At 71.9% G+C, this 16,385-nt stretch carries 17 protein-coding genes; 15 read left to right on the top strand and 2 right to left on the bottom strand.

Annotated features, from left to right (window positions below; translation table 11 throughout):
- Positions 1-2 precede the first annotated feature (2 nt).
- From hisS to IE241_RS25245, 3 genes are all read left to right on the top strand, one after another.
- On the top strand, positions 3-1,265 hold the full coding sequence (gene hisS / locus IE241_RS25255) for a histidine--tRNA ligase (protein WP_190024136.1): 1,263 nt from the start codon (positions 3-5) through the stop codon (positions 1,263-1,265).
- 60 nt (positions 1,266-1,325) lie between these two features.
- Positions 1,326-1,988, top strand: a complete 663-nt coding sequence (locus tag IE241_RS25250; RefSeq protein WP_190024135.1) for a vitamin K epoxide reductase family protein — start codon at positions 1,326-1,328, stop codon at positions 1,986-1,988.
- Between the two features lie 81 nt (positions 1,989-2,069).
- Positions 2,070-3,428, top strand: a complete 1,359-nt coding sequence (locus IE241_RS25245) for a replication-associated recombination protein A (protein ID WP_190024134.1) — start codon at positions 2,070-2,072, stop codon at positions 3,426-3,428.
- A gap of 179 nt (positions 3,429-3,607) precedes the next feature.
- Here the strand turns inward: IE241_RS25245 and IE241_RS25240 are convergent, their stop codons facing one another.
- Positions 3,608-4,321 carry a DUF2470 domain-containing protein gene (locus IE241_RS25240; RefSeq protein ID WP_190024344.1) on the bottom strand — a complete coding sequence of 238 codons (714 nt, stop codon included), beginning with the start codon at positions 4,319-4,321 and terminating at the stop codon, positions 3,608-3,610.
- Between the two features lie 188 nt (positions 4,322-4,509).
- Here IE241_RS25240 and rpsD point away from each other — a divergent pair, with 188 nt between their 5' ends.
- The 5 genes from rpsD (at position 4,510) to ruvX (ending at position 9,267) form a co-directional block, all read left to right on the top strand.
- The gene (gene rpsD, locus IE241_RS25235) at positions 4,510-5,124 is read left to right on the top strand and encodes a 30S ribosomal protein S4 (RefSeq protein ID WP_190024133.1); all 615 of its coding nucleotides are present in this window, start codon (positions 4,510-4,512) and stop codon (positions 5,122-5,124) included.
- A 229-nt stretch (positions 5,125-5,353) separates the two neighbouring features.
- Positions 5,354-5,794: a DUF948 domain-containing protein gene (locus IE241_RS25230; protein WP_229899794.1), complete on the top strand. Its 441-nt coding sequence runs from the start codon at positions 5,354-5,356 to the stop codon at positions 5,792-5,794.
- 7 nt (positions 5,795-5,801) lie between these two features.
- Positions 5,802-6,131, top strand: a complete 330-nt coding sequence (locus IE241_RS25225; RefSeq protein ID WP_190024131.1) for a DUF6167 family protein — start codon at positions 5,802-5,804, stop codon at positions 6,129-6,131.
- On the top strand, positions 6,131-8,800 hold the full coding sequence (gene alaS, locus IE241_RS25220) for an alanine--tRNA ligase (RefSeq protein WP_190024130.1): 2,670 nt from the start codon (positions 6,131-6,133) through the stop codon (positions 8,798-8,800). Before IE241_RS25225 ends, alaS begins: the two co-directional genes overlap by 1 nt.
- 2 nt (positions 8,801-8,802) lie before the next feature.
- The gene (gene ruvX / locus IE241_RS25215) at positions 8,803-9,267 is read left to right on the top strand and encodes a Holliday junction resolvase RuvX (RefSeq protein ID WP_043188057.1); all 465 of its coding nucleotides are present in this window, start codon (positions 8,803-8,805) and stop codon (positions 9,265-9,267) included.
- Here ruvX and IE241_RS34840 read toward each other — a convergent pair.
- Complete coding sequence (locus tag IE241_RS34840) at positions 9,260-9,802, bottom strand: hypothetical protein (RefSeq protein WP_308433741.1); 543 nt, start codon at positions 9,800-9,802, stop codon at positions 9,260-9,262. The two genes, ruvX and IE241_RS34840, sit on opposite strands and share 8 nt — an antisense overlap.
- Between IE241_RS34840 and mltG the strand changes: the two genes are divergently transcribed.
- From mltG to IE241_RS25180, 7 genes are all read left to right on the top strand, one after another.
- Positions 9,782-11,077, top strand: coding sequence for an endolytic transglycosylase MltG (gene mltG / locus IE241_RS25210; RefSeq protein ID WP_308433740.1), 1,296 nt, complete (start codon positions 9,782-9,784; stop codon positions 11,075-11,077). The genes IE241_RS34840 and mltG overlap by 21 nt on opposite strands.
- On the top strand, positions 11,074-11,904 hold the full coding sequence (locus tag IE241_RS25205; RefSeq protein ID WP_190024128.1) for a shikimate dehydrogenase: 831 nt from the start codon (positions 11,074-11,076) through the stop codon (positions 11,902-11,904). The genes mltG and IE241_RS25205 overlap by 4 nt, the downstream gene beginning before the upstream one ends.
- 164 nt (positions 11,905-12,068) lie before the next feature.
- A complete protein-coding gene (gene aroC, locus IE241_RS25200) occupies positions 12,069-13,253 on the top strand; it encodes a chorismate synthase (protein ID WP_190024127.1) in 1,185 nt (394 codons plus the stop codon).
- Complete coding sequence (locus IE241_RS25195) at positions 13,250-13,795, top strand: shikimate kinase (protein WP_190024126.1); 546 nt, start codon at positions 13,250-13,252, stop codon at positions 13,793-13,795. Before aroC ends, IE241_RS25195 begins: the two co-directional genes overlap by 4 nt.
- 7 nt (positions 13,796-13,802) lie before the next feature.
- On the top strand, positions 13,803-14,894 hold the full coding sequence (gene aroB / locus IE241_RS25190; protein ID WP_190024125.1) for a 3-dehydroquinate synthase: 1,092 nt from the start codon (positions 13,803-13,805) through the stop codon (positions 14,892-14,894).
- Positions 14,891-15,343: a type II 3-dehydroquinate dehydratase gene (gene aroQ, locus IE241_RS25185; RefSeq protein WP_190024124.1), complete on the top strand. Its 453-nt coding sequence runs from the start codon at positions 14,891-14,893 to the stop codon at positions 15,341-15,343. The genes aroB and aroQ overlap by 4 nt, the downstream gene beginning before the upstream one ends.
- Positions 15,344-15,539: 196 nt before the next feature.
- Positions 15,540-16,376 (top strand): AAA family ATPase, encoded by an 837-nt coding sequence (locus IE241_RS25180; RefSeq protein WP_190024123.1) that lies wholly within the window; start codon positions 15,540-15,542, stop codon positions 16,374-16,376.
- Positions 16,377-16,385: the final 9 nt, after the last annotated feature.

The raw sequence follows: 16,385 nt of genomic DNA, 5'->3' as shown, positions 1-16,385 counted from the left end.
CCGTGAGTACGTTCAAGGCCCCCAAGGGCACCTACGACCTCAAGCCCCCCACCTCCGCCGTCTACCTCGCGGTCCGCGAGGCCATCGCCGCCCCGCTCAAGCGGGCCGGCTACGGCTACGTCGAGACCCCCGGCTTCGAGCAGGTCGAGCTCTTCTCCCGCGGCGTCGGCGAGTCGACCGACATCGTGACCAAGGAGATGTACACCCTCACCACGCGCGGCGGCGACCAGCTCGCCCTGCGCCCCGAGGGCACCGCCTCCGTGCTGCGCGCGGCGCTGGAGGGCAACCTCCACAAGGACGGCAACCTGCCCGTCAAGCTCTGGTACTCCGGCTCGTACTACCGCTACGAGCGCCCGCAGAAGGGCCGCTACCGCCACTTCTCGCAGGTCGGCGCGGAGGCCATCGGCGCCGAGGACCCGGCGCTGGACGCCGAGCTGATCATCCTGGCCGTCGACGCCTACAAGTCGCTCGGCCTCGCGAACTTCCGCCTCCTGCTGAACTCGCTCGGCGACAAGGAGTGCCGCCCCGTCTACCGCGCCGCCCTGCAGGACTTCCTGCGCGGCCTGGAGCTGGACGAGGACACCCGCCGCCGCATCGAGATCAACCCGCTGCGCGTCCTGGACGACAAGCGCGAGGACGTCCAGAAGCAGCTCGTCGGCGCCCCGCTCTTCCGCGACCACCTGTGCGAGGCCTGCAAGGCCTACCACGAGCAGGTGCGCGAGCTGCTGACCGCCGCGGGCGTCGCATTCGAGGACGACCCCAAGCTCGTCCGCGGCCTCGACTACTACACCCGTACCACCTTCGAGTTCGTCCACGACGGCCTCGGCTCGCAGTCCGCGGTGGGCGGCGGCGGCCGCTACGACGGCCTGTCCGAGATGATCGGCGGCCCCGCGCTGCCGTCCGTCGGCTGGGCGCTCGGCGTGGACCGCACGGTCCTCGCCCTGGAGGCCGAGGGCATCGCGCTCGACCTGCCCTCGCCGACCGACGTCTACGCGGTCCCGCTGGGCGAGGAGGCCCGCAAGGTCCTCTTCGGCGTGGTCACCGAGCTGCGCCGCAACGGCGTCGCCACCGACTTCGCCTTCGGCGGCAAGGGCCTGAAGAACGCCATGAAGTCGGCCAACCGTTCCGGTGCCCGCTTCGCGGTCATCGCGGGCGAGCGCGACCTGGCCGAGGGCAACGTGCAGCTCAAGGACCTGGAGAGCGGCGAGCAGAAGGCCGTCGCCCTGGCCGATGTCGTGGGTGAACTCCTGGCCGAGCAGGGCTGATTGCATGTCCCCTGGTGCAGAATGGGCGCCAGGGACCCGACTGATGGGATCGACGTCGCTATGACCACTTCGGCACTCGACCGCTCCGACACCGACGGCGAGGAGCGGGACGGCCCCGCGACGGGGGCCGTGGGCGGCGGCCGCGCGTTCGCGCTGCTGCTCGTCATCACGGGTGCGCTGGGGCTGCTCGCCGCCTGGGTCATCACGATCGACAAGAACAAGATCCTCGAGGCCAAGGCGGTCGGGAAGACCTTCACCCCCGGGTGCAGCCTCAACCCGATCGTCTCCTGCGGCAACATCATGGAGAGCGAGCAGGCCCACGCCTTCGGGTTCCCCAACCCGATGCTGGGGCTCGTCTGCTACGGCGCGATCATCGCGATCGGCCTGGCGCTGCTCTCGGGTGCCCGCTTCCCCCGCTGGTACTGGCTGGGCATGCAGGCCGGCACGCTCTTCGGCGTCGGATTCTGCAGCTGGCTGCAGTACCAGTCGCTGTACGTCATCGGGTCGCTGTGCCTGTGGTGCTGCCTGGCCTGGGTCGCCACGATCGTCATGTTCTGCTACGTCACCGTGCAGAACATCCGGCACCGCTTCATCCCGCTGCCGGACGGCCTGCGCCGCGCGGTCCTGGAGTTCCACTGGGTGGTGCCGGTACTGTGGATCGGCATCATCGGCATGCTGATCCTCACCCGGTGGTGGGACTTCTGGACGGGCGGCACCGCCTGACCGCCGCCGCACTGGCTTGATCAAGGCCGCCGGACCCCTGGTCCGGCGGCCTTGTCAGTGCCGTGGCATAGGGTTTCGAACGTGGAGCCAGACCTGTTCACCGCCGCCGCAGAGGACCGCCAGGAGAAAGACCCGGCGAGCAGTCCCCTGGCCGTGCGCATGCGCCCCCGCACGCTCGACGAGGTCGTGGGGCAGGGGCACCTGCTCAAGCCCGGCAGCCCGCTGCGGAGGCTGGTGGGGGAGGGCAGCGGCGGCCCGGCCGGCCCGTCGTCGGTGATCCTGTGGGGCCCGCCCGGCATCGGCAAGACGACGCTTGCGTACGTCGTCAGCCAGGCCACCAACAAGCGCTTCGTGGAGCTCTCCGCGATCACCGCGGGCGTCAAGGAGGTGCGGGCCGTCATCGACGGCGCGCGCCGTGCCTCCGGCGGCTACGGCAAGGAGACGGTGCTCTTCCTGGACGAGATCCACCGCTTCAGCAAGGCCCAGCAGGACTCCCTGCTGCCCGCCGTGGAGAACCGCTGGGTCACGCTCATCGCGGCCACCACGGAGAACCCCTACTTCTCGATCATCTCGCCGCTGCTGTCCCGCTCCCTGCTGCTGACCCTGCAGGCCCTCACCGACGAGGATCTGCGGGGGCTGCTGCACCGCGCCCTCACCGACGAGCGCGGGCTCGGCGGCGCGGTGACGCTGCCCGGGGACGCCGAGGCGCATCTGCTGCGGATCGCCGGCGGTGACGCCCGGCGTGCCCTCACCGCCCTGGAGGCGGGGGCCGGCTCGGCCATCGCCAAGGGCGAGGCCGAGATCACCCTGGAGACGCTGGAGGAGTCGGTCGACCGGGCGGCGGTGAAGTACGACCGCGACGGCGACCAGCACTACGACGTCGCGAGCGCTCTGATCAAGTCGATCCGCGGCTCCGACGTGGATGCCACGCTGCACTATCTGGCGCGCATGATCGAGGCGGGGGAGGACCCGCGGTTCATCGCGCGGCGGCTGATGATCTCCGCGAGCGAGGACATCGGCCTGGCCGACCCGACGGCCCTGCAGACGGCGGTCGCCGGTGCGCAGGCGGTCGCCCTGATCGGCTTCCCCGAGGCGCGGATCACCCTGAGCCAGGTCGCGATCGCGCTGGCCCTGGCCCCGAAGTCCAATGCCGCGTATCTCGCCGTCGACGCCGCCCTCGCGGACGTCCGGGCGGGCCTCGCCGGTCCGGTGCCGCCGCATCTGCGGGACGGCCACTACAAGGGCGCGGAGAAGCTGGGGCACGCGCAGGGGTACGTGTACCCGCACGATTTGCCCGGCGGCATCGTGGCACAGCAGTACGCGCCGGATGCGGTCCGGGGCAAGCAGTACTACGCGCCGACGCGGTACGGGGCGGAGGCCCGCTACGCGGATGTGGTCGAACGGGTTCGCTCGCGCTTGCGCGGAGAGCAGGAGGGCTGAGCCCGGTCCGGCACCTCCCCCAGCTACCGCTGGGGGGACCCCCAGCACCTCCGGTGGGGGTCGGGCGCCGTCGCGGCGGGATGAGAGCTGCTGGCAGCTCCGGGGGTTTAATCCGCCGCAACGGCGAGACGTCGTACGTACCTGCTCGGCGGTGCCGAGCCCCGCTCAGCCGGCAGCCGTCAATCCGCCGCGGCCTCGAAGAGCGTGTGCATCGCCCGGCGCAAGCCGACCACGTCGCGGACCGGCTCCGGGAACTCGAACCGGGCGTCGAAGGACCGGTCCACCGGCGTCCCGCCGCCCGCACGGGTGAACCGCACCCGCAGCCCGAAGCGGTCCAGCGCCAGCGGTACCGCCCGGTCGCCCGCGCGGCGCACGTCCTCGGCCCGCTCGCCGAGGAGCGTGTACAGTCCGCGCACCTGCTCGCCGTGGCCGGAGTGCAGGTGCTGCAGCAGCTCGGCCTCGTGGGCGACCAGCGGGTCGGGGTGGGCCCGGGCGAACTCCTCGGGCTCGACGTCCTCCGCCCCCCACAGGTCGTCGACGCTCGCCTCGCCGACCTCCAGGCGCACCATCATGCGGCCGGGTTCGGTCACGCCGGGGACGCAGGTGACCCAGCCGGAGACCCAGGCGCGGCCGCGGATGCGGTTGGGCACCGAGACGGGAGCCACGTCGGTGAGCTCCAGGACGGCGGCCAGCTCGTCGTCCTGGGCGTGGGTCGCGGCCCGCACGACCGGGCTGTCGGAGGGGAAGACCAGGAAGATCTCGCCGTCGGGGCCGACGCTGCGCGCCTCGGGCATCAGCTGGTCGGGGCGGGTGGCGGCGGCCCCGGGGATCAGCAGCACCGCGGAGCATGTACTCTGTACGAGAGTTCGTGTGCGCTCGGCTGCTGACGGCATCCGCGCGATTTCAAGTCCGCTGGGACGCGGCTGACCACGATCTGATCGGACCTCCGTCACGTCGGCGCCATCGAGAGCGCCGGTCTTCTGCGTGCTGTCCGTGATGTGACTGGTGTTCCCCGGGCGAGACATGCGATCTCCTTGAGTAAGGTAAGCCTAACCTAACCTATTTCGGAGGTCTGGAGAACGTGCCTAACCAGTCGCGTCCCAAGGTCAAGAAGTCTCGTGCGCTCGGCATCGCGCTGACCCCGAAGGCTGTCAAGTACTTCGAGGCCCGCCCCTACCCGCCGGGTGAGCACGGCCGTGGCCGCAAGCAGAACAGCGACTACAAGGTCCGTCTGCTCGAGAAGCAGCGTCTGCGCGCCCAGTACGACATCAGCGAGCGCCAGATGGTCCGCGCCTACGACCGCGCCCGCAAGGCCGAGGGCAAGACCGGCGAGGCCCTGGTGGTCGAGCTCGAGCGCCGCCTCGACGCCCTCGTCCTGCGTTCGGGCATCGCCCGCACCATCTACCAGGCCCGCCAGATGGTCGTCCACGGCCACATCGAGGTCAACGGTGGCAAGGTCGACAAGCCGTCCTTCCGCGTCGCCCCGAACGACGTCGTGATGGTCCGCGAGCGCAGCCGCAGCAAGCCGCTGTTCGAGGTTTCCCGCGCCGGTGGCTTCGCCGCCGAGGGTGAGACCCCGCGCTACCTGCAGGTCAACCTGGGCGCCCTGGCCTTCCGCCTGGACCGCCTGCCCAACCGCAAGGAAGTTCCGGTCATCTGCGACGAGCAGCTCGTCGTCGAGTACTACGCCCGCTGATCCAGCGACTGTAGGCCTTCCTTTCACGCTCAGCCCGCTGTCTCCCCGGCCCTCGTGGCCGGCGAGACGGCGGGCTGCCGCGTTTCCGGTGCGCCCGGCGGGCCCGCCGAATACAGCGGCAAATGGGGTGCGGGCCGCGATGCCCGGCGCGATAAGGTCAGTACCTGCCCCGAAAGACAGCCGGGCAGGTACAGACAGCGACGAAGACCAGCTAGGGAGCGGGTGCATCGTGTCCGGTGGAGAGGTGGCCGGGATCCTCGTGGCCGTCTTCTGGGCCATTCTGGTGTCCTTCATCGCCTTGGTGCTGGTGCGGCTCGCGCAGACGCTCAAGGCGGCCACCAGGCTGGTCGCGGACGTCACCGATCAGGCCGTTCCGCTCCTCGCCGACGCCTCGGCGACCGTCCGCTCCGCGCACACCCAGCTCGCCCGCGTCGACTCGATCGCCGCGGACGTCCAGGAGGTCACGGCGAACGCCTCGGCGCTCTCCTCGACCGTCTCCTCCGCCTTCGGCGGGCCGCTGGTGAAGGTCGCCGCGTTCGGCTACGGCGTACGGCGGGCGATGGGCCGCAAGGCCGCTCCCGAGCCGAAGGGCTCCGTCTTCGTCGGCAAGGCCTCCGGCGGCCCCCTGCCGTCCGCACGCGCCGGCCGCCGCACCCGTGGGAAGGGTTGACCAAGGAATGTTCCGCCGCACCTTCTGGTTCACAACCGGTGTAGCAGCCGGTGTCTGGGCCACTACCAAGGTCAACCGGAAGCTCGCCAAGCTCACCCCGGAGAGCCTGGCCCTGCAGGCCGCGGACCGCGCGGTCATCGCCGGGCGCAAGGTCAAGCTCTTCGCGCTGGACGTCCGCGACGGCATGGCGCACCGGGAAGCGGCGCTCAAGGACGCGCTCGGCCTCACGGCCGCGCCGCCCGCCCCCGAGCACCGCGCACTCCCCGGGCAGCGTCATCTCGTCGCGCTCGAACAGCAGCACACTTACCACTCGTTCACCCGGAAAGAGGACCACTGATGGAGTCGGCTGAAATCCGCAGGCGCTGGCTGCGCTTCTTCGAGGAGCGTGGGCACACCGTCGTGCCGTCGGCATCGCTCATCGCGGACGACCCGACCCTGCTTCTGGTCCCCGCGGGCATGGTGCCCTTCAAGCCGTACTTCCTCGGTGAGGTCAAGCCGCCCTTCACGCGCGCCACCAGCGTGCAGAAGTGCGTCCGCACGCCGGACATCGAGGAGGTCGGCAAGACCACCCGCCACGGCACGTTCTTCCAGATGTGCGGCAACTTCTCCTTCGGCGATTACTTCAAGGAAGGCGCCATCAAGCTCGCCTGGGAGCTGCTGACGACTCCCGTGGCGGACGGCGGCTTCGGCCTGGAGCCTTCGAGGCTCTGGATCACCGTCTACCTCGAGGACGACGAGGCCGAGCGCATCTGGCGCGACGTCGTCGGTGTGCCCGCCGAGCGGATCCAGCGCCTGGGCAAGAAGGACAACTACTGGTCCATGGGCGTGCCCGGCCCGTGCGGCCCGTGCTCCGAGATCAACTACGACCGGGGCCCGGAGTTCGGCGCCGAGGGCGGCCCGGCCGTCAACGACGAGCGCTACGTGGAGATCTGGAACCTGGTCTTCATGCAGTACGAGCGCGGTGCGGGCGACGGCAAGGAGGACTTCCCGATCCTCGGGGAGCTGCCGTCGAAGAACATCGACACCGGTCTCGGCCTCGAGCGCCTCGCCATGATCCTGCAGGGCGTGCAGAACATGTACGAGACCGACACCCTGCGCGTCGTCATGGACAAGGCCACCGAGCTGACGGGCGTGCGCTACGGCGCCGCCCACGACACGGACGTCTCGCTGCGCGTGGTCGCCGACCACATGCGCACGTCCACCATGCTCATCGGCGACGGCGTCACCCCCGGCAACGAGGGCCGTGGCTACGTCCTGCGCCGCATCATGCGCCGCGCCATCCGCAACATGCGCCTGATGGGCGCCACCGGCCCCGTCGTGGCCGACCTGCTCGACGTCGTCGTCAAGACGATGGGCCAGCAGTACCCGGAGCTGGAGAGCGACCGCAAGCGCATCGAGACCGTCGCCCTCGCCGAGGAGGCCGCCTTCCTCAAGACGCTGAAGGCCGGCACCAACATCCTCGACACCGCCGTGACGGAGACCAAGGCCGCCGGCGGCAAGGTCCTCGCCGGCGACAAGGCGTTCCTGCTCCACGACACCTGGGGCTTCCCGATCGACCTCACCCTGGAGATGGCCGCCGAGCAGGGCCTCTCCGTGGACGAGGACGGCTTCCGCCGCCTGATGAAGGAGCAGCGGGAGCGCGCCAAGGCCGACGCCAAGGCCAAGAAGACCGGTCACGCCGACCTGTCCGCCTACCGCGAGGTCGCCGACACCGCGGGCGAGACCGACTTCACCGGCTACACCCGCACCGAGAACGAGTCCACGATCGTGGGTCTCCTCGTCGACGGCCTGCCTTCGCCGGCCGCCACCGAGGGCGATGAGGTCGAGGTCATCCTCGACCGCACCCCCTTCTACGCCGAGGGCGGCGGCCAGCTCGCCGACACCGGCCGCATCAAGCTCGACACCGGTGCCGTGATCGAGATCCGCGATGTGCAGAAGCCCGTGCCGGGCGTGCACGTCCACAAGGGCGTCGTGCAGGTCGGCGAGGTCACCGTGGGCGCCTCCGCCTACGCCGCGATCGACGTCAAGCGCCGGCGTGCCATCGCCCGCGCCCACTCGGCCACCCACCTCACCCACCAGGCCCTGCGCGACGCGCTCGGCCCGACGGCCGCCCAGGCCGGCTCGGAGAACTCCCCGGGCCGCTTCCGCTTCGACTTCGGCTCGCCGACCGCCGTCCCCGGCAGCGTGCTGACCGACGTCGAGCAGCGCATCAACGAGGTCCTCTCCCGGGAGCTCGAGGTGCAGGCCGAGGTGATGAGCCTGGACGAGGCCAAGAAGGCCGGCGCCATCGCCGAGTTCGGCGAGAAGTACGGCGAGCGCGTGCGCGTCGTGACCATCGGCGACTTCTCCAAGGAGCTGTGCGGCGGCACCCACGTGGGCAACACCGCCCAGCTGGGCCTGGTGAAGCTGCTGGGCGAGTCGTCCATCGGCTCCGGCGTGCGCCGTGTCGAGGCCCTCGTCGGCGCCGACGCCTACAACTTCCTGGCCAAGGAGCACACGGTCGTCGCCCAGCTCCAGGAGCTCGTCAAGGGCCGCCCGGAGGAGCTGCCGGAGAAGATCTCCGGGATGCTCGCCAAGCTCAAGGACGCCGAGAAGGAGATCGAGCGCTTCCGCGCCGAGAAGGTCCTCCAGGCCGCCGCGGGCCTGGCCGAGAGCGCCAAGGACGTACACGGCACGGCCCTGGTCACCGGCCGCGTCCCGGACGGCACCGGCGCCGACGACCTGCGCAAGCTCGTCCTCGACGTGCGCAGCCGCATCAACGGCGGCCGCCCGGCCGTGGTCGCCCTCTTCACCGTCGCGAACGGCCGTCCGCTGACGGTCATCGCCACCAACGAGGCCGCCCGCGAGCGCGGTCTCAAGGCCGGCGACCTGGTCCGTACGGCCGCCAAGACCCTCGGCGGCGGCGGTGGCGGCAAGCCGGACGTCGCCCAGGGCGGCGGCCAGAACCCCGAGGCCGTCGACGAGGCCATGGCCGCCGTCGAGCGCCTCGTGGCCGAGGCGGCCTGACCGTGCGACGTGGCAGACGCATCTCCGTCGACGTCGGGGACGCCCGGATCGGGGTCGCCTCGTGCGACCCCGACGGGATCCTCGCCACCCCGGTGGAGACGGTGCCCGGCCGTGACATCCCCAAGGCCCACAAGCGGCTCGTGGAGATCGTCGCGGAGTACGAGCCGATCGAGGTCGTCGTGGGCCTGCCCCGTTCCCTCAAAGGAGGGGAGGGGCCGGCCGCGGCCAAGGTGCGCACCTTCGCCAAGGAGATGGCGCGCCGCGTGGCGCCCGTGCCGGTGCGCCTCGTCGACGAGCGGATGACGACGGTGACGGCCACGCAGGGCCTGCGCGCCTCGGGCGTCAGCTCGAAGAAGGGCCGGTCCGTGGTCGACCAGGCGGCTGCAGTGGTCATCCTGCAGAACGCCCTGGAGACCGAGAAGGTCTCCGGCAGGCCTCCGGGCGAGACCGTCGAAGTGGTCATCTGATCGCAGTACGGTAACGTTCCGCGCTGAACAAGGCAGCCGCCCGGCTGTCGTCTCCGACGACGGCCGGGCGACTGGGAACCGCGCTCCTCGGAGCGCCCACCTGCTGCCGCTGCGCGGCTCTAGGGGATCGATGACTGAGTACGGCCGGGGCTCCGGCTCCCAACCGTGGCATCCTGACGACCCGCTGTACGGGGACCAGGGCTACAGCGGACAGCAGCAGCATCCGCAGCAGTCGCAGCACCCTCAGCATCCTCAGTACGGCCATGGCCAGCAGCAGTACGGCTGGGACCCCTCGCAGGGCGGGCAGCAGCAGGGCGGCGGCACGTACGGCGGCGGGCAGGGCGACTACTACGGCACGCCCGACGGCTATCAGCAGCCGCAACAGCCCCAGCAGCCGCACGGACAGCAGCCCCATCAGCCGCAGGGCCGGCATCCGCACCAGCCGCAGGGCCATCAGCCGCACGGCCAGCAGGGGCATCAGCAGCCCCAGCAGCCTCAGCAGCAGGGCCATCAGGTGCCGCAGCAGTCGCAGCACCAGGCCTACCAGCCGCAGCAGGAGTGGTCCGAGCCCGACGAGGAGAAGATCTCCCTCTTCGACGACCTGCCCCCCGCCACGCCCCGCCCCGGCGAGCACGACGGCGAGCCCGCGGCCGAGGACGAGGACGACGACGAGCCCCGCGAGGAGCGCTCCCGCGGCCGTGACCGGCGCGGCAAGAAGTCCAAGAAGACCAAGAAGAACAAGCGCCGCAGCGGCACCGCCTGCCTGGTGGTCGCCGTGGCCCTGCTCGGCGTCGTCGGCGGTGGCGGCTACTTCGCGTACGACTACTGGCAGACCCACTTCGGCGCCGCGCCCGACTACGAGGGCGAGGGCAGCGGCCAGGTCCAGGTCGAGATCCCCAAGGGGGCCAGCCTCACCGTGATGGGCCAGGCCCTGGAGAAGGCCGGGGTCGTCAAGAGCGTCGGCGCGTTCACCAACGCCGCGGCCAAGAAGTCCATCCAGCCGGGCACGTACACCCTGCACAAGCAGATGTCGGGCGCGGCCGCGGTCGAGATGATGACCAACGCCGCCAACTTCCTGACGATCAGCGAGGGCCAGCGGGCCGGCCAGATCTACGCCGCGATCGACAAGAAGCTCGGGCTCGCCGAGGGCACCACCAAGGGCGTCGCCAAGAGCCAGGCCAAGAACCTCGGCCTGCCGGAGTGGGCGGGCACCGACCCCAACATCAAGGACCCCCTGGAGGGCTTCCTCTTCCCGTCGCAGTACGGCGCGGGCAAGGGCACCAAGCCCGAGGAGATCCTGCGGCAGATGGTCACCCGGGCCAAGGACAACTACGCGAAGCAGGACCTGGAGGGCAAGGCCAAGGAGCTCGGCCTGAAATCGCCGCTGCAGGTGATCACCGTCGCGAGTCTCGTCCAGGCCGAGGGCCGCTACAAGCACGACTTCGACAAGGTCTCCCGGGTCATCTACAACCGGCTCAAGCCGGAGAACAAGGAGACGTACGGCCTCCTCGACTTCGACTCGACGGTCAACTACGCCAAGAACACGTCCACGCTGGACACGGGCGCGGTCAGTGACCTGCGGCAGTTCAAGGACCCGTACAACACCTACAAGATCAAGGGCCTGCCCCCCGGGCCGATCAACAACCCCGGTCTCGAAGCCCTGAAGTCGTCGATGGCACCCGCGCCCGGCCCCTGGTACTACTTCGTTTCGATCAACGAAAACGAGACATTGTTCGCGGTGACGAACGAGGAGCACAACAAGAACCGCGAGCGGTACAACAAGGAGCACAAGAAGGCGGCAGGCCAGTGACGCGACGGCACCGCGCGGCGGTTCTCGGATCCCCGATCGCCCACTCGCTCTCCCCGGTCCTGCACCGCGCCGCGTATGCGGAGCTGGGCCTGGGGGAGTGGACCTACGACCGCTTCGAGGTGGACGAGGCCGCGCTGCCCGCCTTCCTCGGCGGGCTGGACGGCAGCTGGGCCGGTCTGTCCCTGACCATGCCGCTGAAGCGGGCGGTGATCCCGCTGCTCGACGAGATCAGCGATACGGCCGCCTCCGTCGAGGCCGTCAACACCGTCGTCCTCACCGACGACGGCCGCCGGCTCGGCGACAACACCGACATCCCCGGTATCGCCGCGGCCCTGCGCGAGCGCGGAGTGACGCGGACCGGCTCCGCCGCCGTGCTGGGCGCGGGTGCCACCGCCTCCTCGGCCCTCGCCGCCCTGTCCGGCATCTGCACCGGCGAGGTCACCGTCTACGTCCGCAGCGAGGCCCGCGCCGCCGAGATGCGCGCGTGGGGCGAGCGCCTCGGTGTGGCCGTCCGCACCGCGGACTGGTCGCGCGCGGCCGAGGCCCTCACCGCCCCGCTGGTCATCGCCACCACGCCGGCCGGGGCTACCGACGCGCTCGCCGGCGCCGTCCCGGACCGCCCCGGCGCGCTCTTCGACGTGCTCTACGAGCCCTGGCCCACGCCGCTGGCCGCGGCCTGGTCCGCGCGCGGCGGAGCGGTCCTCGGCGGCCTGGACCTGCTGGTGCACCAGGCCGTGCTCCAGGTCGAGCGGATGACCGGCTGCCCGCAGGCCCCGCTGGCCGCCATGCGCGCCGCCGGCGAGGCCGCCCTCGCCGCCCGGGGTTGACGCAAACCTGACCCACTTATGGCCGGGACCTGACTCAGTCCTTTCCACCAACACGGACCGGAGGGCGGTCCTGTCACCGCGGCATGGGAGGATCAGAAGCGGCGGGCCGGGGCCGCGCACCCGGACGCCGTACGTTCCGAGGCGCGCGAGCAAGAGGAGTCCCGTTGAGCAGGTTGCGCTGGCTGACTGCCGGTGAGTCGCATGGTCCGGCCCTCGTGGCGACGCTGGAGGGCCTGCCCGCCGGCGTGCCGATCACCACGGACATGGTGGCGGACCACCTGGCCCGCCGGCGCCTGGGCTACGGCCGCGGCGCGCGCATGAAGTTCGAGCGGGACGAGGTCACCTTCCTCGGCGGTGTGCGCCACGGCCTGACGATGGGCTCCCCGGTCGCGGTCATGGTGGGCAACACCGAGTGGCCGAAGTGGGAGAAGGTCATGGCGGCCGATCCGGTGGACCCGGAGGAGCTGGCGGCGATGGCCCGCAACGCCCCGCTGACGCGTCCCCGCCCCGGCCACGCCGACCTGGCGGGCATGCAGAAGTACGGGATCGACGAGGCGCGTCCGATCCTGGAGCGCGCCTCCGCGCGCGAGACCGCCGCCCGCGTCGCGCTCGGCGCCGTCGCCCGCTCCTACCTGAAGGAGACGACGGGCATCGAGATCGTCTCCCACGTCATCGAGCTGGCGGCGGCCAAGGCCCCGCTCGGTGTCTACCCGACCCCCTCCGACGTCGAGAAGCTCGACGCGGACCCGGTGCGCTGCCTGGACGAGGCGGCGAGCAAGGCGATGGTCGCCGAGATCGACCAGGCCCACAAGGACGGCGACACGCTCGGCGGCGTCGTCGAGGTCCTGGCCTACGGCGTCCCCGTCGGCCTGGGCTCGCACGTCCACTGGGACCGCCGCCTGGACGCCCGCCTCGCCGCCGCCCTGATGGGCATTCAGGCGATCAAGGGCGTCGAGGTCGGCGACGGCTTCGAGCTGGCCCGGGTGCCCGGCTCGCAGGCCCACGACGAGATCGTCTCCACCGAGGACGGCATCCGCCGCACCTCCGGCCGCTCCGGCGGCACCGAGGGCGGCCTGACCACGGGCGAGCTGCTGCGCGTGCGCGCCGCGATGAAGCCGATCGCCACCGTGCCGCGCGCCCTGCGCACGGTGGACGTGACCACGGGCGAGGCCGCCCAGGCGCACCACCAGCGCTCCGACGTCTGCGCGGTCCCGGCCGCCGGCATCGTCGCCGAGGCCATGGTCGCCCTCGTCCTGGCCGACGCCGTGGCGGAGAAGTTCGGCGGCGACAACGTCGCCGAGACCCGCCGCAACGTCCAGGGCTACCTCGAGAACCTGGCCATCAAGTGACCCCGCCCGTCGTCGTGCTGGTGGGCCCGCCGGGAGCCGGCAAGTCCACCATCGGTGCCCTGCTCGCGCAGCGGCTGGGCACCGGCTACCGCGACACCGACGCCGACATCGAGAAGACCGCGGGCAAGCCCATCCCCGAGATCTTCATCGACGAGGGCGAGCCGCACTTCCGCGAGCTGGAGCGGCAGGCCGTCCGTGCGGCCGTCGCCGAGCACGCGGGCGTGCTCTCCCTCGGCGGCGGCGCGATCATGGACGACGGGACCCGTGCCCTCCTCGCGGGGCTGCCGGTGGTCTTCCTCGACGTCGAGCTGGCCGACGCCGTACGGCGCGTCGGCCTCGACGCCCCGCGCCCGCTGCTCGCGGTCAACCCGCGGCAGCGCTGGCGCGAGCTGATGGAGGCCCGCCGCCCGCTCTACACGGAGGTCGCCCGGGCCACCGTCGCCACCGGCGGCCGCACGCCGGACGAGGTCGCCGACGCGGTGCTGGAGGCCCTTCACCCGGCGCCGGAGCCGCGGGACCGAACACAGGACACCACGCAGTGAGGAACGCATGACCGACGCCCCCACCCGTATCCAGGTCGCCGGCAGCGCGGGCACCGACCCCTACGAGGTCCTGGTCGGGCGACAGCTGCTGGGCGAGCTGCCCGGCCTCATCGGCCCCAAGGCCAAGCGGGTCGCCGTGCTCCACCCGGAGGCGCTCGCCGAGACCGGCGAGGCGATCCGCCAGGATCTGGCCGAGCAGGGTTACGAGGCCATCGCCGTCCAGCTGCCCAACGCGGAGGAGTCCAAGACCGTCGAGGTCGCGGCCTACTGCTGGAAGGCGCTGGGCCAGACCAACTTCACCCGCACCGACGTCATCGTCGGCGTGGGCGGCGGCGCCACCACGGACCTCGCCGGCTTCGTCGCCGCCACCTGGCTGCGCGGCGTGCGCTGGATCGCCGTGCCCACCACCGTGCTGGCCATGGTCGACGCCGCCGTCGGCGGCAAGACCGGCATCAACACGGCCGAGGGCAAGAACCTCGTCGGCGCATTCCACCCGCCGGCCGGCGTCCTGTGCGACCTGGCCGCGCTGGATTCGCTGCCGGTGAACGACTACGTCAGCGGCCTCGCCGAGATCATCAAGGCCGGCTTCATCGCCGACCCGGTCATCCTCGACCTGATCGAGGCGGACCCCGAGGCGGCCCGCACCCCCGCCGGGGCGCACACCGCCGAGCTGATCGAGCGCTCGATCCGGGTCAAGGCGGAGGTCGTCTCCGGCGACCTCAAGGAGTCCGGCCGGCGCGAGATCCTCAACTACGGCCACACCCTCGCCCACGCCATCGAGAAGAACGAGCGCTACAACTGGCGCCACGGCGCGGCGGTCGCCGTGGGCATGGTCTTCGCCGCCGAGCTCGGCCGCATCGCCGGCCGCCTCGACGACGCGACGGCCGACCGGCACAAGGCGATCCTCACGTCCGTGGGCCTGCCGGTCACCTACCGGGGCGACCAGTGGCCCAAGCTGGTGGAGACCATGAAGGTCGACAAGAAGTCCCGCGGCGACCTGCTGCGCTTCATCGTCCTCGACGGCCTGGCCAAGCCCACCGTCCTGGAGGGCCCGGACCCGGCGATGCTGCTGGCCGCTCACGCGGAGATCGCCGCGTGAGCGGGCGCCGGGTCTTCGTATTGAACGGCCCCAACCTCGGCCGCCTCGGCTCCCGTGAGCCCGATGTCTACGGCTCGACGTCCTACAAGGGCCTGGTGGAGGAGTGCACCCGGCTCGGCGGGGAGCTCGGCTTCGCCGTCGAGGTGCGTGAGACGAACGACGAGGGCGAGCTGGTCCGCTGGCTGCACGAGGCCGCCGACGGGTCGGTCCCCGTCGTCATCAACCCCGGTGCGTTCACGCACTACTCGTACGCCATGCGCGACGCGGCCGCCCAGCGCACCGCGCCGCTCATCGAGGTGCACATCTCCAACCCGTACGCCCGCGAGGAGTTCCGCCACACCTCCGTGATCGCGGCCGTCGCCAGCGGCACCGTCGCGGGCTTCGGCATCGGCTCCTACCGGCTCGCGCTGCGGGCCCTGGCCGAGGAACTCCCGGGCGCGGCGGGCTGACGCCCCGGCCGTCTTCCGGATCGATTCCCGGCTGATTCCGCCCACTTCGGGCACTTCCCGCCTTCCCCGGCCGTTCACCCCACGGCGGCCGGGGCAAGGGGGGCAGGCCCGGTACTCTCCGGTACTCTCCCCTCCTGGCCGGCCTCGCGGCCCTTCACCATGCGCCAGTCGACCGCACGAGACGGAGTGCCACCGGATGCAGCACGCAGTGGGAGCGCCGCTGCCACCGCCCCCTGGGCAGGGGCCGGGCAGCCGGCTGAACGGCCACCCGCCGGGCCATCCGCCCATGGGGTCCCACCCCGTACCGCCCCTCCCGCCGGTCCCCGCCGCCCCGCCCGCCGCGGGTCCGCCGCCCGGCTGGCCCGCCGCGCCCCCGCAGGCGCCGCCGCAGCCGCAGCCGCCCGTCGATGCGACGGGCCACCTCATGGTTCCGCAGTGTGCACCCGTGCCCGCCGCGCAGCCCCTCGACCCCGCCCACGCCCCCGTCGCCGTGATCCTCATCGGCCCGGCCGGCGCCGGGAAGACGACCGTGGCCCGGCACTGGGCGGACACCCGCCGCGTGCCCACCGCCCACATCAGCCTGGACGACGTCCGTGAGTGGGTGCGCTCGGGCTTCGCCGACCCCCAGTCCGGCTGGAACGACCACTCCGAGGCGCAGTACCGCCTCGCCCGCCGCACCTGCGGCTTCGCCGCCCGCAACTTCCTCGCCAACGGCATCTCCTGCATCCTGGACGACGCCGTCTTCCCCGACCGGCCCGCCGTCGGCCTGGGCGGCTGGAAGCGCCACGTGGGCCCCGGCCTGCTGCCCGTCGTCCTGCTCCCCGGCCTGGAGGTCGTCCTGGAGCGCAACGCCGAGCGCACGGGCAACCGCCGCCTCGGCGACGAGGAGGTCGCCCGCATCCACGGCCGGATGGCCGGCTGGTACGGCTCGGGCCTGCCCATCATCGACAACTCCCAGCAGGACGTCACCACCACCGCCCGCCTCCTCGACGACGTCGTCGCCCGCTCGCTGGCCAGCCCGCCCAGCTGGTGACGGGCCCGG

Origin of the sequence: Streptomyces hiroshimensis, from assembly GCF_014650335.1 — a bacterium.
Lineage (GTDB): Bacteria > Actinomycetota > Actinomycetes > Streptomycetales > Streptomycetaceae > Streptomyces > Streptomyces hiroshimensis.
This window is presented reverse-complemented; position numbering and strand designations above follow the sequence as displayed.

Excerpts from the sequence above, each read along its gene's own strand:
- IE241_RS25250 (WP_190024135.1), top strand. The coding sequence starts at position 1,326 with ATGACCACTTCGGCACTCGACCGCTCCGACACCGACGGCGAGGAGCGG.
- IE241_RS25240 (WP_190024344.1), bottom strand. The coding sequence starts at position 4,321 with ATGCCGTCAGCAGCCGAGCGCACACGAACTCTCGTACAGAGTACATGC.
- IE241_RS25225 (WP_190024131.1), top strand. The coding sequence starts at position 5,802 with ATGTTCCGCCGCACCTTCTGGTTCACAACCGGTGTAGCAGCCGGTGTC.
- alaS (WP_190024130.1), top strand. The coding sequence starts at position 6,131 with ATGGAGTCGGCTGAAATCCGCAGGCGCTGGCTGCGCTTCTTCGAGGAG.
- aroB (WP_190024125.1), top strand. The coding sequence starts at position 13,803 with ATGACCGACGCCCCCACCCGTATCCAGGTCGCCGGCAGCGCGGGCACC.
- IE241_RS25180 (WP_190024123.1), top strand. The coding sequence starts at position 15,540 with ATGCAGCACGCAGTGGGAGCGCCGCTGCCACCGCCCCCTGGGCAGGGG.